This is a genomic window from Lachnoclostridium phytofermentans ISDg (genome assembly GCF_000018685.1).
Taxonomy (GTDB): Bacteria; Bacillota; Clostridia; order Lachnospirales; family Lachnospiraceae; genus Lachnoclostridium; species Lachnoclostridium phytofermentans.
The window spans coordinates 1,815,391-1,831,873 of sequence record NC_010001.1 but is presented as its reverse complement, the minus strand read 5'-3'; the positions used below and the strand labels follow the sequence as shown (position 1 = coordinate 1,831,873).

The following is a 16,483-nucleotide window of genomic DNA, read 5'->3' as shown; positions in this document are numbered from 1 at the left end:
ATAACTTGTATCTTTTGATAAAACATCTCTAATTTAGAATCATTAATTTCGTATATTTAATTTAGGATTATTAGTAAATCCTGCTACCTCATGAATTCGACTTCTTAAGGCTTAATTATCTTTGATGCATTCATCATTATCTCTGCAATCGCGTACATATTGGTCACTGAACCAACGGATAATTTATCGGATATTTCATAGAAGTTCAGACAAGTTCCACAGGTTAATATTTCAACGCCTTGAGCTTCTAATAGTTTTAAGTCTTCTAAAGAATCTGAGCCTTCTACCGGTAGTTTCGCCCCGCCATTATAAAGTATAACCTTCTCTGGGAGCTTATCTAGTTCTGTAAGCGCATAAATAAAGCCTTTCATTAAGGTTTTACCAAGTTGCTCATTCCCTTCTCCCATATGATCCGTGGACAATACAATAATAGTAGATTCTTCTCTGGTATCTGGGTTGCATTGGTCTGTTGTAGAAACTAACGTAACATCTTGGCTAGAGTTACTCTGAATGTTTTCTCTAGAGTTACTGTTTTGATTTACACCTTCTTTTGCTTGATCTACTATTTCAATTCTTACAGCATAGTGATCATTCGCAATTTTTTCAGAAGAGTAATTAAGTTTCATTTGTTTTGCCATCTTTGTTAGATTTTGAACAGCAATCTCGTTATCTACAAAAATTTCAACCATACCATCTGTAAGCTCTTTTAATACTTTTTTTGTCTCTATAACTGGAAGAGGACACTGCAATCCTCTTGCATCAATCGTTTTTTTCATTTATAACCTCTTTCCTTCACTACTCTTCGCTCCATATAAAAGATTCATAATGTTTCAATCATTTATTCTTTCAGAAGCCAGATTTCAGCAATATGCATACTTTTCACTATGATAAATCTTCAGACCTTAATTAATAAATCAGAAGAATTGTTACCTAATTATAATTTCCTTCTCTTGTAGCTCCATAATCTCTCCGATGATACCACAAGGCATCTCTAAACCATGAAGATCTTCAAGAATCTTATTTGCATCCTCAGGATTTACACTAAATAAAAGCCCTCCTGATGTTTGAGGATCAAACAGAATTTCTTGCATAGCAAAATCATCCGTTTCATATTCAATAAAGCTTTCAACAAAATTACGGTTTCTTTGACCAGCTGCAGTAATTAAAAATTCATTTGCATAATCGTATGCCTCTTTGATATAAGGAACTGATTTACTTTGAATCACAGCGGTATACTCGTTTTGTAGCATTTCATGAAGGTGCCCTAAAAGTCCGAATCCGGTAACATCGGTACAAGCATGGATATCATATTTTCTAATAATCTCAGAAGCATATTTATTTAATGTAGTCATTGATTTTATTGCTTTATCCATCGCCTCCTCGGAAGCTTCTCCTACTCTATCCGCAGTCGCTATAATTCCTACTCCGAGTGGCTTGGTTAGAATAAGCTTATCTTTTGGCCTTACTCCTGAATTCTTAAAAATTCTATCTGGATGAATAGTACCCGTGACTGACAGACCATATTTTACATCCACATCTGCAATAGAATGGCCACCTGCAAGGATGCCACCTGCTTCCATTACTTTTTCATTGCCACCAGTTAAAATCTTACCTAAAATATTTAAATCCATCTTCTCTGGAAAACATACAATATTAAGGGCTGTTTTTACATCTCCACCCATAGCATAGACATCGCTTAACGCATTGGCAGCTGCTATTTGTCCGAAAATATAAGGATCTTCCACCATAGGAGGAAAAAAATCTAACGTTTGTACAATCGCTACATCGTCTGAAATCCGATATACTGCAGCATCATCTGACCCTTCAAAACCGACCAACAGATTAGGGTCCTTAGCCTTAGGTATTTTATCAAGCACATGCTTTAACGCTTCTGGCCCTAGTTTTGCGGTACAGCCACCGCCTTTACAAAAAACTATTTCTTTTTCCATTTCCTTAGCTCCTAACCATTTTGGGTAATTCCGTACCTTCATTTTAAAAATGTTTCTAGGTACATATCGTTATGTGCATTATACTACTTAACAGAAATAAGTTGAAAAAAACTTTTCAATTACAAAAAATAATGATTTGATATTTATAAAGAAGTCAATATATAATCTTCAATTAATACAGTCATAATACCACCGCAAACCATTCCTTCTTCTTCGGCTGCATCTCCAGTTAGATCAATATCAACTAATTGAAACGTATTAGTACCTATCATTTGCCTTGCCTGCCCTATTACTGCAGCCTCGCTACAACCTCCACCTATACTTCCAAGAATCATACCATCTCTGTAAACAATCATTTTAGCTCCAGCACCTCTTGGTACAGATCCTTTGGTATGGACCACGGTGATAATTGCTTTTGGAACATCAGATTCCTCTGATAATACTTGTAGTACTTCATAATCCATATCAGAACAATTTCTCTTTTTGGTATCTAAAGCGCCTAAACGCTTATGTGATATTAACTCAGCTAAGATAGAAATTGCTATCTCTTCTGGTGTGATAGCTCCAATCGCTAAACCTATTGGTGTATGAACCCTACTTAATCGATTACGATCGCATCCTTCTGTTTCTAGTGTTTCTTTCACAATAGCGGTCCGTCTTTTAGATCCTATCATACCAACGTAGCTTGGTTCTTCTCCCTGACAGATACTTTTTAAACAAGTACTATCATAGCGATGACCTCGTGTAATAATCACTACATAATCCGATTCTCTTATCTTTAATTCGCCAAGTGCATGCTCAAAATTATCACAGATAACCTGTTTAGCAAGTGGAAACCTACCCGTATTGGCAAACGAAAGTCTATCATCTATAAGTATTAATTGGAAACCTGTTTTTGCTGCAAATTCTACAAGAGGAATGGCTATGTGGCCTCCTCCAAGAATGATTAAACGTTCTTCTGGATAAAAAGGCTCTGCTATCGTTTTAGCTTCCCCTTGTTTTACAAACTGTGGCACTCCCTCTTCTAAGGATTGTTGAATTACCATATCTTCATTAGTGGAATAAACCAACTCTTTATTTAAATCAGTACCGATTTTCCCATCTTCTCCAACAAGATTAGAAACCATACAAACTTTTCTTCCATTATGAACACTATCTAATATTTCACTATATATATTCTTACCCATTTTTCTCCTCCATTCCTGTGCATGTTTTCCTTCAATCAAGCGTAAGTTTTCCTTCATTCCCGCGAAATGAATCATCCTCATTTCATCCTTATAGCTTTCCTTTATATAAAATTATTCCAGCAGAAGGATATCTTCTGGGGATACTGTCAGGTAAATCGGAGCATTTTCACGAAAACTACTACTCAATTGGCTTTTACTGATTTTCCACAAGATAACAGAGTCTTTCTGGTTGGTCAATTTGAAAAGATTCTTTTCTTCTACACATATTTTATCAGCCGACTTAATTCTACTAATTGTCTTTGTATCCATCTTAGTATCTTTCTTCATATCTTTCTTAGTATCCTTCGTATTATCTTCTATCTGCACCAGTACATTCCACTCAAAAGGGGCTTCCGCAATTTTATATACCGTACATGATAATAGATTCCTCTTATCCTTAGGATCGAAGCATTCTTTAAAAGAATGGGCTCTTATACCAATGTAAGCAATTTTCTCCGGTACTGGGGACTTAACGGTTAACTTACATCCCCAATCAAGTGCTTCCACCTGATTTTCAGATATTCTAACCACACGAGAAATATTTTTACAACCAGTCAGCCTTGCAGACTGAACTTTTCGTGGATTCGCAAAAATTTTCTTCGTTTCTCCAACTTCTAATATTTTCCCACTGTCAAGTACAATGATGTCTCTGCAAAAACGATATACTTCATCTCGGCTATGGGTGACCATAACTGAGTCCCCATGGTATTCATTTAATAAATCTTGCAATTGGATCTGTAGTTCTTCCTTAAGGTAACTGTCCATCGCTGAAAATGGTTCATCAAACAACAATACATCTGGTTCGTATGCAAGCATTCTTGCAAGCGCAACTCTTTGCTGTTGTCCGCCTGAGAGCTTACTTGGATATTGATCCTCTAAACCCGTAAGCTTAAAACTTTCAATCATTTTTTTAATTATGCTATCCTTATCTCTTTTAGACGCTTTTATTCCAACACCAATATTCTCATAGACCGTCATATTAGGAAATAACGCGTAGTTTTGAAACAAATAACCTACCTTCCTCTGTTGTGGGGCAAGATTAATCTTCTTTTCAGAATCAAAAAGAACTTTTCCATTCAGCTCAATATAACCTTTCTCCGGGGTAACAATACCAGCAATACATTTTAACGTCATACTTTTACCGCATCCGGAGGCTCCGAGAATTCCTAAACAGGATTCTCTTGATTCAAAATCAACCTTTAAGGTGAAATTTTTTAATTTTTTCTCAATATGAACAATTAAACTCATCTTAACCTTTATTCCGGCGTATCAACGCCTAATATGATTTTAACTTTTGGAATGTATAACAACTGGTTGAAAAGATTAACTTTTCAACCAGAATTCTAAGGCCATTATTTTCTTCCTTTATTAAACGACAAATAATTCATAAAAGCAATAATAATAAAAGATATTAACACTAAAATAATAACATAACGATATGCTAGATTCATATCACCTGCTGCCACTGCCGAATATACAGCAATTGGGAGCGTACGTGTTTTTCCAGCGATATTGCCTGCTATCATAGCAGTCGCTCCAAACTCTCCCAGTCCTCTTGCAAAGGATAGGATGGCTCCGGATAGTATTCCCGGTAATGCATTTGGTAATATAATACTTCGAAATATCTTCCATTCTGACATCCCAAGCGTTCTACCTGCATAAACCAAATTAATATCTACTTGTTCCAAGGCTCCTCTGGCTGATCGATACATCAATGGAAAAGATATGGTTACTGCCGCTAAAACAGTAGCCCACCAGGAAAAAGCAATTTTAAATGCAAACTGGTTAAGCAGGAATTCACCGATGGGACGTTTTACACCAAATATATAGAGTAGGAAAAATCCCGCTACCGTAGGTGGTAGTACCATAGGAAGGGTAAATATACCATCAATAATAATTTTTATTCTTTCATTTCTCATAGCATATACCATTTTCCCTGCAGCAACTCCAAGAAAAAAAGTAATCACTATACTAAGAGATGCAGTTTTTAGAGAAACCAAAATAGGTGAGTAATCCATGTTAATCTCCAATCTGTTACCACAAAGTGAATGTAGAACAAGTCCGTTTTGTAGTAGGCTGGAAGTTTGTGCCGAGGATTACGCTAGCACAAACTTCTGTGTAAAAGAACACCGTTCTTTTACACTATTTAGCTAAAAATCCGTATTTTTCAAATATTGTTTTTGCATCCGCGCTTTGAAGGAATTCTACATAAAGTTTCGCAGCTTCTTTCTTCTGTGAGGCGCTAACAATACCAATTGGGTAAATTACAGGATCTTTTAAAGTTCCTTCTGGCGCATTTGCTACTACAACAACTTTATCTGTTGTCGCTGCATCCGTTGCATATACAACACCTGCATCTGCACTTCCTTCTGCAACCCAATTTAATACTTCAGTTACGTTTGTACCAAGACTTGCTTTTTCTTCTACCTTGCTAAAGATTCCTAAGTTATCAAAGATTTCTTTCGCATACTGACCTGCAGGTACACTAGCTGGATCACCAATTGCGATCTTTTCAGCATTTAAAATATCATCAAAGCTTGTAACCTTGGATTCTACGTTTTCTGGAACGATAAGTACAACTTTATTCTCTAATAGTTGAATGATTGTATCTTCATCTACCATATTTTCTTCTTTTAAGGTGTTCATTTGCTTCATAGCGGCGGATAGGAAAACATCTGCTTCCAATCCTTCTTCAATTTGGGTCTGAAGCTTTCCTGAACTATCATAAGTACCCTCTACGGTAATCCATGGATACTTATCCTGGAACATAGACTTTAATTCTTCTAGGGATGGCTGCATACTAGCTGCTGCTGCCACTAAAATTGTGATTGGTTCTTGATTTGGTTCCTCTGTATTTGGTTCCTCTGTATCTGTTTCTTTGTTCCCTTGATTTTCTGTTTGATTGGTATTTCCGGTATTATTACCATCATCCTTTGAACCAGCATCGTTTTTTTTCGTACATCCCACAGCTAGAATCATCATACTGATCACTAAAATAATGCTTAAAATACTCTTTTTCATTGTCTCATCCTTTTATCTTTCATTTTCTTTCATATATTATGGATTACTCTCTATCTTGCACATTCTGATGCAGAGCCTTTTAATATCTTAAGCCCATGATCTAACTCCGATAAAATAACTTCCATACTTTCTTTCACTGCCTTAGGACTACCTGGTAGGTTAATGATTAATGTAGAATTACGTAGCACAGAAGCACCACGGCTTAACATTGCCCTTTTAGTAATCCCCATGGAATAGGCGCGAATTGCTTCTGAAATCCCTGGTACATTTCTTGTCGCAACAGCTAGTGTTGCTTCTGGAGTTACATCTCTTACGGATAATCCGGTTCCTCCTGTTGTTAAGATTAAATCCACCTGTCTTCCATCGGATAATCTAATTAATTCCTTCTCAATTTGGGACTGTACATCAGGTAAAATAATGGATTCCACTACCTCGTAACCTTGCTCTTCTAATATAGATGCTAGAAGAGGTCCGCTTTTATCTTCTCTTTCTCCTTTAAATCCCTTATCACTTAAGGTAATAACAGCTGCTTGTAACGGTCTATCTTCCCTTGGCTCTAGCATCTTCATTTCATCGCCAACACTGATAGTACCTTCCGCAATAACCTTAGCAAAGACACCCTCTCTTGGCATAATGCAGTCGCCCATCTTATGATAAATCTGACAATGTGTATGACATTCCTTCCCGATTTGGGTCATTTCAAGTACTACATCATTACACTGGAATCTCGTTCCTACTGGCAAGCTTCTAAAATCATAGCCTTCCACTACAATGTTTTCACCAAAAGCTCCAAAATCTATGTCAGCGCCTTTTTTTCTAAAATCCTCTATTTTATCAAAGGATAGTAAACTAATTTGTCTATGCCAATTTCCACCATGAGCATCTCCAACAATACCCCAGTCTGTTGTAAAATCCGCTTTTTCTATACAATGCTTTTGAGTACCGCGGCGTTCGCTTATGCATATTGCTTTCACTTTTCCCATTCGTGTCAGCCTCCTATTTTAAACATTTCACTTTTTTCCATATTATCTTGATCTTGCACCTGACTATTGGAGCCATGAGTATGCCTTTCAAAGTTGTGTTCCAATGGTTTCTTTTCAATTGCTTTTGATAACAAGCTCGTTAATTCCTCATCCGAAGCACCACTTCGTAAAGCTTCCATTAAATCTATTCCATCACCATAGCATAAGCATGATTTTAGGAATCCTTTAGAAGTTAAACGTACTCTATTGCAGGAAGAACAGAATTTATGACTGATTGCACTAATAAATCCAATGTTCCCCATCCACTCATTAGAAGTAATATACTCAGCCGGTCCAAACCCTCTTCTCTTTTTCTGGCTGACTACATTTGGATATTTTGCTTCAATTCTACTTTTAATTTCTTCACCCTTTATTGGCTCGAATTCTTTGCCATAGCCAATTGGCATCATTTCTATAAAGCGAACATCCACAGGGTACTTAACCGCTAATTCTGCGATATCCATTAATTCTTCTTCATTCACACCTTTTTGAGGAACACAATTTATCTTAGTAGGAATACCAGCTTCTATTAATTTCTGTATGCCATTCCATACCTTAAGAAACTCATCTCTCCTAGTGATTTTCTTAAAAGTATCTGTATTTAACGTATCAAGGCTAACATTCACACCATCCAGAGGAATCTTAGCTAACTCCTCCACGTGTTCTTCTAAAAGTACACCATTGGTTGTTAAAGTAACAAATTCTATACCTGGGATTGCTTTTATATTTGCCATTAATTTAACTGCATCCTTGCGAACCATTGGCTCGCCACCTGTGATTTTAATCTTTCGGATTCCAAGTGATGAAGCACTTTTACAGATTCGAAGAATCTCTTCGTACGTTAATATAGATTCATGTTCTAACTTCTCTACATCTTCTGGCATACAATAAGTACATCTTAAATTACATCTATCTGTAATTGAAATTCTCATATAATCAATTGATCTTTTATATTGGTCAATCATTCTAACCTCTATTCTAACGCTTTAGCGCCTTTGTATAACGCCTGACAAGTTGTAGAGTATCACAAATTGTTGGCTGAACTTTACTTTTTGTGCTTATTCTTATCAATCTTTACGGTTGCTAAAATGCCCACTTTTCCCGCCAGATTTTTCAGCAAGATAAATAGAACCAATCTCCATCGTTTTATCAATAGCTTTACACATATCATAAATCGTTAATAAGGTAATGCTTACTCCGGTCATAGCTTCCATTTCAACGCCTGTTTTTCCTGAAACCTTTACAGTACAAGAAGCTTCAATCTCAAGACTATCCTCAATCATGAGAAACTCTATGGATACTTTCGTAAGGTTTAGTACATGGCATAACGGAATCAGTTCGGAAGTCTTCTTAGCGCCCATAATTCCTGCTATTCTAGCAACACCAAGAACATCACCTTTTTTTGCTGTACCAAGTTTTACTGCCTCGAAACATTCTTTGCTAACTTTAATTCTTCCTATGGCAACCGCTTCTCGCTCTGTTATCTGCTTATCACTAACATCCACCATTACTGCATTGCCATTATGATCAAAATGAGTAAAATCCATCTGTTTCTCCATTCTATTCTTTCTTCCTACATTCCTTTACCAAACCCACAATTAGGGAAAGTACAGATATCGCAAGATAAGCAAAGACCACCATGTCCTAATTTTGAAATTTCCTCATAAGTAATTCTCTCGCCTGCCATTAGTCTTGGTAACATTAGATCAAATATGGTACGTTTTGAATACATAACACAGCCAGGTAGTCCAACCACAGGAATATCACCATTAAAGTAAGATAATAAAAACATTGCTCCCGGTAAAACTGGTGCTCCATAGGTAATAATTTCAGCTCCTGTATTCTTGATTGCAAGAGGAGTCTTATCATCTGGATCGACGCTCATACCGCCTGTACAGATAACAAAATCTGCACCCTTATTGATTAGGTTAACAATAGCTTCCGTAATTTTTTCATGATCATCATTTAAAATTACATGTTCCACTAGTTCTGTACTATATTCCTTTAATTTATTTAAAATAACTGGAGTGAATTGATCTTCGATTCTTCCGTAAAATACTTCATTACCAGTAGTAACGATTCCGACCTTCTTATGAATAAAAGGCTTTACTTCAAGGATTTTTTCATCTCCAACTATCGCTTTGGCATTCTCCATTTTTTCTTCTTCAATGATAAGAGGTATGATTCTAGTACCCGCGAGTTTGTCACCACGCTTTACTGGGAAATTACCGTTTCTGGTAGCTATCATCATTTCTCCTAAGTAATTGATCTTATTTAAAAGCTCAATATTTACTTTAAAAAGTCCATCACACTCCGCAAAAAGATCTATCTTACCCTCTTTTACATTGCCTCTTTCAATATGATCACCTTTGCATATGGAGCATAGTATCTCCGCACCGTCATTCTCGTGAATCATTCCTTCTTCTTTTTCCCACACGTACAAATGATCTTTTCCAATGGATAATAAAACAGGTATATCCGCCTCGGTTACAACATGTCCTTTACGAAAGATAGCGTCCTTTGTTACCCCTTTTATAATTTGAGTCATATCATGACATAATACATGTCCAACTGCATCCTCTGTCTTTATTAACTTCATAAATTCTGCCTCCAATCCTAAATGCGTCTGTGAAGTTTCACATTTGCATCGCTCTTTTACCACGTAAGAATTGTGCTCTCACAAAGGTTATAAGAGTTATAAGTATTAATAATCTTCCTGCTTGCATTGTCCTTCTTGTCAAGATAGGAAGATTTACTGTACATAAAACTGACAACAAAATTCGATAAACTTTTTTTCTAGTCTGTCAAACTTTTTGCGTTTTGCATATACAATATAAAGATTTCTAGTTACCTTATCGCCTTCCGGTTCATAAAGTAGCATTTTACCATCCTCGACATAATCTAATGCCGCTTTTTTTGACATTATGGTAATACCCATGCCTCTACTCACTGATTTTTTTATTATTTCCTGATCATTAATAAATGCTACAACATTTAGCTTCTTTATATCTACATTCTTTGATTCCAAGAATCTTTCTGCTGTTTTCTTCGTACCAGATCCATTCTCCCTCAAAATAATAGGTTCTCTCATGAGCTCTTCAAAAGAGCAATTACCCTCTAATAACTCTTTATAATGTGTTTCATTGGGTGTTACTACCACTAGTTTATCCTCATAAAATGGTATATAACGTAATCTATCATCCTTACTTTTTATACCAACGAAGCCAATGGCTGCTTTGTGCTTTAATATTTCTCCAATGACATGATCACTATCACCTTGATTAATGGAAAAGCGGACCTTCGCATTTTGTTTTTGATAAGCATGTATCAGTTCTGGTAGTATATACTGGGACGGGATAGTAGAACCTGCAATATCGATTCTTTGTTCTTCCTTCCACTCTCTGCCAAACCCTTGATACAGCTCTTCCTTTATAGCCAACATTTCTTTGGCGTACTCATATAATCTCTCTCCTGCCACAGTAGTTCGTACATTTTTTGTTGTACGATCTAAAAACTTGGTATTAAACTCTTTCTCCAATGACACAATATGTGCACTAATGGTTGGCTGGGTAAGATATAATTTTTCTGCTGCCTTAGAGAAACTTTGTAGCTCTACAACCTGAACAAATGCCTCGAGTTGTTTTAATTCCATATTAAATACCTACTTTCGGTTCATCATCCTCAACAGTCATAATATAACATACCATCTCCTCATAATCAATTCATTTATAGATTTTTTCTATAAATGAATCATCAGTATAAAGATTATGAATTTTACCGAACTGTATATCTATGCTAGAATTCATGTGCATTAATAAAATTTAAGTAACAATAGTTTGAATTTCCGTCATTTCTACAAAAAATCAGAAAAAAAATCACATAAGTCTTGCACTTATAAATGTAGCTAGTGCAATTGACTAGCTAACGAAAGGATGAGAGGTTAAATCAAATGAACACAAAACAAGAACAGTATGTAGAATCTATCAGAAAAACAGCGGAGAATTATTTTAGTAAAGGAGAATTTTTTTGTTCCGAAGCAGTTGTAAAAACTATCAATGATGCATTAGGAAAGCCATATCCTGATGAAGTTGTAAAATTAGCTTCCGGATTTCCTGTTGGTCTTGGTAAAGCACAATGTTTATGCGGTGCTGTATCGGGTGGAGAGATGGCTCTAGGAATGGTATATGGCAGGGTTCACGGAGAACCAATGGATCCAAAAATGCTTGAAATTGCAAAGGAACTTCATGACTATATTAAAGAAGAGTACAAATCTTTATGCTGCCGTGTAATCACTCGTCAATGGAGTGGTGATAACTTCCAGTCTCCTGAGAGAAAACAACATTGTATTGAAATCACTGGTAGAGTGGCACAGTGGGTTGCAACACAGTTTATCGAAAACGGGATTATAACTGCAGAAGAATAGCATAGGAGAAAGAGAATGAATCGTATATTAAAAAAAATCCCTATGCCAATCGTAGGTGTTATGCTCAGTCTAGTAGCACTGGGCAACTTAGTGCAGTCATATGGTGAAAACTATCGAACAATATTAGGTATATTAGCGACAATAATTTTTATCATTGCAACACTTAAGTTTCTTTGTGATTTTCCTGGTCTAAAAAAAGATTTGTCCACACCGATTGGTGCTTCCGTTTTTCCTACCTATACCATGGGTATTATGCTATTAGCAACCTATTTAAAATCTTATAACAGTGAGTTAGCGTACGGAATTTGGATTATAGCAATACTACTTCATATTGTTTTGATTATTTATTTTACTTTGAAATATGTTAGAAAATTTAACATTATGGAAGTATTCCCTAGCTGGTTTATTGTTTATGTCGGTATTGCTGTTGCTGCTGTTACTAGCAAAGCATTTAACCAAACCATCGGACAATGGGCTTTTGGTTTCGCTTTCTTAAGTTATTTAATTTTACTACCTATCATTGGAAAACGAGTCCTAGTGATAAAAAAGATACCGGAACCAGCACTTCCAACTCTAATCATTTTTTCAGCTCCTGGTTCCTTATGTTTAACGGGATACATAAATTCTTTCGATACGAAGAATATGATTTTGTTTGGTTTTTTACTTATACTATCCCAATTCATCTATGTCCTCGCCGTCATTAAATTAATTCAATTGTTAAAATTAAAGTTTTATCCTAGTTATTCAGGCTTTACATTTCCATTAGTTATTTCTGCGATTGCTCTAAAGTCAAGTAATACTTTTCTAATTAATCAAGGGAAAGCAATCCGCTTTTTACCTATGGTTGTTAAGGTTGAAGAAATCATTGCAGTAATTATGGTTTTCTATGTCTTAATAAGATATGTGATATCCATAGCTAAGTCGATACAAAAGGAAAATTAATAGATGTTTAAAAAGATAAATAGATAGATGTTTAAAAAGAGCTTATGCTCCATAGTTGAATAGTCAATCTATGGAGCGCATGCTCCTTTTTGTCTTAAAAGAATAAGGGATAAACTGTGCACTAATAGTTCAACACAACTTCTTTTTCTGTGTCTTACTATTAGGTTACTGTTTATCCCTTGTTTTCTAACTCGTAATTATATTTTAAATTGTGAAATCATTTGAGTTAACTTCTCTGCAATTTGAGCTTGATGTTGTGCAGTTTCTGCAACTTCATCCATCGCAATTGCTATCTGATTTATGCTAGTTAACATTTCTCCTGAATTATTGGATGTATCTTTTATATTAGAAGTAATGGTTTGTGTAACATTAGCAATTTCATTTGTTGATGCATTCAATTCTTCGGACATTGCAGCAATGCTATTCGATAAATTACTTACATAGATGGAGTCATTTTCATAATTAACCCCAGTATCTATCAATAACTGATAATCCTCCCTAACATGACCGTTAATAAAATCAAGTAAATCTTTTGAGTGAATCGTTAGATTAGTAACCGCATCCTTTACATTGGATACCACACTCTGTATGTTATTAACGTCACTTGTAGATTTTTCTGCCAAAGAACGGATTTCATCCGCTACCACCGCAAATCCCTTACCATGTTCTCCTGCTCTAGCTGCTTCGATTGCAGCATTAAGTGCTAGAAGATTGGTACGATTCGCAATCTCAGCGATGGATTCTGTAAAACCTTTAATCTCCTCGACAATCTTACTTTGTTCAATTGCTTCTAAAATCATATCGTTCTTTTCTTTACTTAACTTATCCGCTAATTCTTTTGATTTGGAACCTCTAGTTTTTATTTCGACAGCTCTATTCTTAATCTTAGCTGCTTCAACATTACTTTCCGTAGAATCTGAAGCTAATTGAGATATGCCAGAATCCACTTGATCTACCGTTTCAGATAACTCATCTGTAGTTACATTAATTTCTTGAATATTACCTACAATCGTAGATACGTTCGCATCAATTTGCGTAAAGTTACTTGTCATCTCCTCAAGAGTAGCAGATAACTCTTCACTTGAAGCCGAAACCTCTTGGGTTTGGTCCATAATAGCTTTTATTAAAAGTCTTAATTTTTCTTTAGCACTATTAAGAGCATTTGATAATTTCGCAAGTTCATCTTGACCCTTTACATGTGTATTTATCGTGAAATCACCTTCACCAAGTGCACTAGCTAATATAAGCATCTGTTTAATCTTTTTCGCTATTGATAAGGATATTACTAAGCTAATCAATATAGCTATTATTGCTCCAACAACGATAATTACTATGATATATGTTCTCAAAGAATTATAAGTATTCTTATTATGATCATTTTTCACATCTGCATTCTCTTGCGCATCAAATATTAGAGAATGTAGTTCGTCATATATTTTATCATTTATTACCGTGATACGAGGTAACTCTTCCTTAGCTTTTGCATAATTAGTACTATTAGCAAGTGTCAAAATATCACTTCTTATGAGTCGATATTCCTCTATGGAAGCTAATAAACTTTCAAACCTATCTTTTATATCAGACGAATGATCTAAATTTCCATACTCTTTTACTAAACTATCTAGTTCTATATCCAAAAAATGAATATTATCTATGGCAGATTTTGTTTTTTCATTATCTCCATACATTAATACCTTATCTATTTCCAATCTAGCAAGAAATAGTTGCTCTTCTATCTGATAAAGAGTGGATACACTTTTATAGTTGTATCGAAACATTTCTTTAGCATTGTTATTCAAAGATTTCATTCCACTAGTTCCAGTAACACCTACAAAAATCAATATAAAGACACATAAGATGAAACTAGATAACAATTTTGTCTTGATAGACATTTTCTTCATTTAATATTTTCCTCCGCAGTTTTCGAGATTATAAACTTTTCTATAATGATATACCCATGAGATAATAATAAATATTCAAAAATCCTCCCAAATTTGAATATTTCCATTAGCTACACAAATTCTCTTTATATTATCATTTCATCTGGTATTTTACAACATTTATTTAAATATATGGATAATATTTTCTACTTTTTTTGTGCATTATTTTACTTTTTTTCTAATGTATTATTTTACTTTTTTTCTAGTGTATTTTTTTACTTTTTTCAAGAGTACTTTTTTACTATTTTCTAAAGAATTTGTTCACTATTTCCTAAGCATTTTTCACTATTTCCAAAAGGATTTTTTATTATTTCAAGCGTATTAAATATCACTAGAATAAGGTATGCATTTAAAATAATTAATCAATGACTAAATTACTATTGTAGCAATACAACAAGACATTAACTTATTATTCATAATTAAATCCTTCATTTTTAGCTAATGTCATTATCTTTGTAAAAGTCTTTCAGTATCTATCTGATACCATCATTTAACAAGAAAAAACACGCCATGATAATATTTCCTTGTCAGAAATAAAAGAAACACCTCTGAGAATCAGAAGTGTTTTCTTGCTATAAATATAATATTCAGTTCCTAAAACTGCATTTTTAAATTACTCCCATACTAGAGCTTCCTGAAAGAAAGGAAGCAAATGGTCGCCGATTACATTTCCAGGAAAACTATGTCCTCCTAAAAATGTAAAGTGGGTATGTTCAATGTTCTTCTCTTTTAAAAGATCCGAAAGATACTTCGTCCCTTTCGGTATCCAACTGTAATTGTCATTTTCTCCATAACATAAGCCAATTGCTCTAAGGGGCTTTTCTAATGCCAAATAAGCATCTAATTTTTCCTTCCAATTACCATATCCAGATTCCCAGCGCTCTATTAAAGCATTGTCTGTTTTCGAACCATCTCTTAGGGGAGTAGTATTATATGGAGGTGTTGTATTGTATGCAAAAGCATAGGAATATGCCCTTAAAAATCCGGAATCTCTTTTCCAAGAGTCAAGAACTTCATCCATATCTCCTTTCGCCACTACACCAGGAGACATCGAATAAACCGCTCCATACACATCTGGATAGAGAAATGCTAAATTTAAAGCTCCAAACCCTCCCATAGAAAATCCGCAGATTCCTCTAGACTCAGCATTTGCAAGTGTTCTGTAGTTGGAATCAATATACGATACTACCTCTTTTGTAGTATAATCTGCCCAATTACCGATAACTGGTGAATTTACATAATAAGAGCCACCTGCTGAATTCGTTCCTTCCACTCCAACCATAATAAATTCCTTGGAGGAATCTTCTGAAAATATCGGATCTAATCCTCTTTGGGCCAATTTGATAAAAGCATATGCTGAATCACCAAAGCCATGTAAAAAATAAACAACTGGATATTCTTTTTCACTTTCATTATAAGATGGTGGTAAATAGATATGTATCTTTTTTTCTGTATTTTCTTTGATCAGATTTTCTGCAATAGCTTTGGAATTATAAGTAACTGATTCTATTGTACCTTCTTTTAATTCAAATTCTTCTTGGCCAGTTTCCTTATTGGCTTCTTGATTAGTATTTTGATCTACGTCTTGATTATTTTTAACTTCCGGATCATCCTTGTTTTCTTGATTATCTTTATCTTCCGGATTGCCTAGTGTCACACTAGATACTTCCTTCTCTGGTGCTTTTGAATTATTCTTACACCCTGTCAGTCCGAATATTAAGATAGCAACTATAATGATTGTCTTAGGAAATTGTTTCATGTATCTGCATCCTCCCATTTACTATATTTTGACAAAACGCTGCCCATAGTATATCATTCTTAATAAAAGCTTACTGAACAATTCTTGCTATTTTACCTTAATTTTCGTTTTTGGGGTAGTTATTGTGAATAACAAAGTTTTTTCACAAAGTGAATTTCAATTCATGTTGCAAATAATATATTCACAGTTCAATGTTTGCAG

The 16,483-nt window shown here is 34.9% G+C and carries 15 protein-coding genes; 2 read left to right on the top strand and 13 right to left on the bottom strand.

Annotated elements, in window-relative coordinates; translation table 11 throughout:
* Positions 1–104: 104 nt before the first annotated feature.
* From yedF to CPHY_RS07700, 11 genes are all read right to left on the bottom strand, one after another.
* Positions 105–776: a sulfurtransferase-like selenium metabolism protein YedF gene (yedF, locus tag CPHY_RS07750; protein ID WP_012199515.1), complete on the bottom strand. Its 672-nt coding sequence runs from the start codon at positions 774–776 to the stop codon at positions 105–107.
* Positions 777–926: 150 nt separating this feature from the next.
* The gene (gene selD, locus CPHY_RS07745) at positions 927–1,949 is read right to left on the bottom strand and encodes a selenide, water dikinase SelD (protein ID WP_012199514.1); all 1,023 of its coding nucleotides are present in this window, start codon (positions 1,947–1,949) and stop codon (positions 927–929) included.
* A gap of 143 nt (positions 1,950–2,092) precedes the next feature.
* Complete coding sequence (locus CPHY_RS07740; RefSeq protein ID WP_041704157.1) at positions 2,093–3,136, bottom strand: XdhC family protein; 1,044 nt, start codon at positions 3,134–3,136, stop codon at positions 2,093–2,095.
* Positions 3,137–3,247: 111 nt separating this feature from the next.
* The gene (locus tag CPHY_RS07735) at positions 3,248–4,423 is read right to left on the bottom strand and encodes a sulfate/molybdate ABC transporter ATP-binding protein (RefSeq protein WP_012199512.1); all 1,176 of its coding nucleotides are present in this window, start codon (positions 4,421–4,423) and stop codon (positions 3,248–3,250) included.
* Positions 4,424–4,527: 104 nt separating this feature from the next.
* Positions 4,528–5,193 (bottom strand): molybdate ABC transporter permease subunit, encoded by a 666-nt coding sequence (modB, locus tag CPHY_RS07730; protein ID WP_012199511.1) that lies wholly within the window; start codon positions 5,191–5,193, stop codon positions 4,528–4,530.
* 124 nt (positions 5,194–5,317) lie between these two features.
* On the bottom strand, positions 5,318–6,196 hold the full coding sequence (gene modA, locus CPHY_RS07725) for a molybdate ABC transporter substrate-binding protein (protein ID WP_012199510.1): 879 nt from the start codon (positions 6,194–6,196) through the stop codon (positions 5,318–5,320).
* Between the two features lie 50 nt (positions 6,197–6,246).
* Positions 6,247–7,179, bottom strand: a complete 933-nt coding sequence (locus CPHY_RS07720) for an MOSC domain-containing protein (protein WP_012199509.1) — start codon at positions 7,177–7,179, stop codon at positions 6,247–6,249.
* A gap of 5 nt (positions 7,180–7,184) precedes the next feature.
* Positions 7,185–8,183: a GTP 3',8-cyclase MoaA gene (gene moaA / locus CPHY_RS07715; RefSeq protein ID WP_012199508.1), complete on the bottom strand. Its 999-nt coding sequence runs from the start codon at positions 8,181–8,183 to the stop codon at positions 7,185–7,187.
* 102 nt (positions 8,184–8,285) lie between these two features.
* The gene (gene moaC, locus CPHY_RS07710; RefSeq protein ID WP_012199507.1) at positions 8,286–8,777 is read right to left on the bottom strand and encodes a cyclic pyranopterin monophosphate synthase MoaC; all 492 of its coding nucleotides are present in this window, start codon (positions 8,775–8,777) and stop codon (positions 8,286–8,288) included.
* A gap of 14 nt (positions 8,778–8,791) precedes the next feature.
* The gene (locus CPHY_RS07705) at positions 8,792–9,817 is read right to left on the bottom strand and encodes a molybdopterin-binding protein (protein ID WP_012199506.1); all 1,026 of its coding nucleotides are present in this window, start codon (positions 9,815–9,817) and stop codon (positions 8,792–8,794) included.
* A gap of 153 nt (positions 9,818–9,970) precedes the next feature.
* Positions 9,971–10,870 carry a selenium metabolism-associated LysR family transcriptional regulator gene (locus tag CPHY_RS07700; protein ID WP_012199505.1) on the bottom strand — a complete coding sequence of 300 codons (900 nt, stop codon included), beginning with the start codon at positions 10,868–10,870 and terminating at the stop codon, positions 9,971–9,973.
* 297 nt (positions 10,871–11,167) lie between these two features.
* On the opposite strand from CPHY_RS07700, the gene CPHY_RS07695 reads away from it, so the two are divergent.
* Both CPHY_RS07695 and CPHY_RS07690 read left to right on the top strand, forming a co-directional pair.
* Positions 11,168–11,641: a C-GCAxxG-C-C family protein gene (locus CPHY_RS07695; RefSeq protein ID WP_012199504.1), complete on the top strand. Its 474-nt coding sequence runs from the start codon at positions 11,168–11,170 to the stop codon at positions 11,639–11,641.
* A gap of 15 nt (positions 11,642–11,656) precedes the next feature.
* A complete protein-coding gene (locus CPHY_RS07690; RefSeq protein ID WP_012199503.1) occupies positions 11,657–12,583 on the top strand; it encodes a TDT family transporter in 927 nt (308 codons plus the stop codon).
* 197 nt (positions 12,584–12,780) lie between these two features.
* On the opposite strand, the gene CPHY_RS07685 is transcribed toward CPHY_RS07690, so the two are convergent.
* Complete coding sequence (locus CPHY_RS07685) at positions 12,781–14,484, bottom strand: methyl-accepting chemotaxis protein (protein ID WP_012199502.1); 1,704 nt, start codon at positions 14,482–14,484, stop codon at positions 12,781–12,783.
* Positions 14,485–15,136: 652 nt separating this feature from the next.
* On the bottom strand, positions 15,137–16,282 hold the full coding sequence (locus tag CPHY_RS20725) for an alpha/beta hydrolase (RefSeq protein ID WP_012199501.1): 1,146 nt from the start codon (positions 16,280–16,282) through the stop codon (positions 15,137–15,139).
* Between the last annotated feature and the right edge of the window lie 201 nt (positions 16,283–16,483).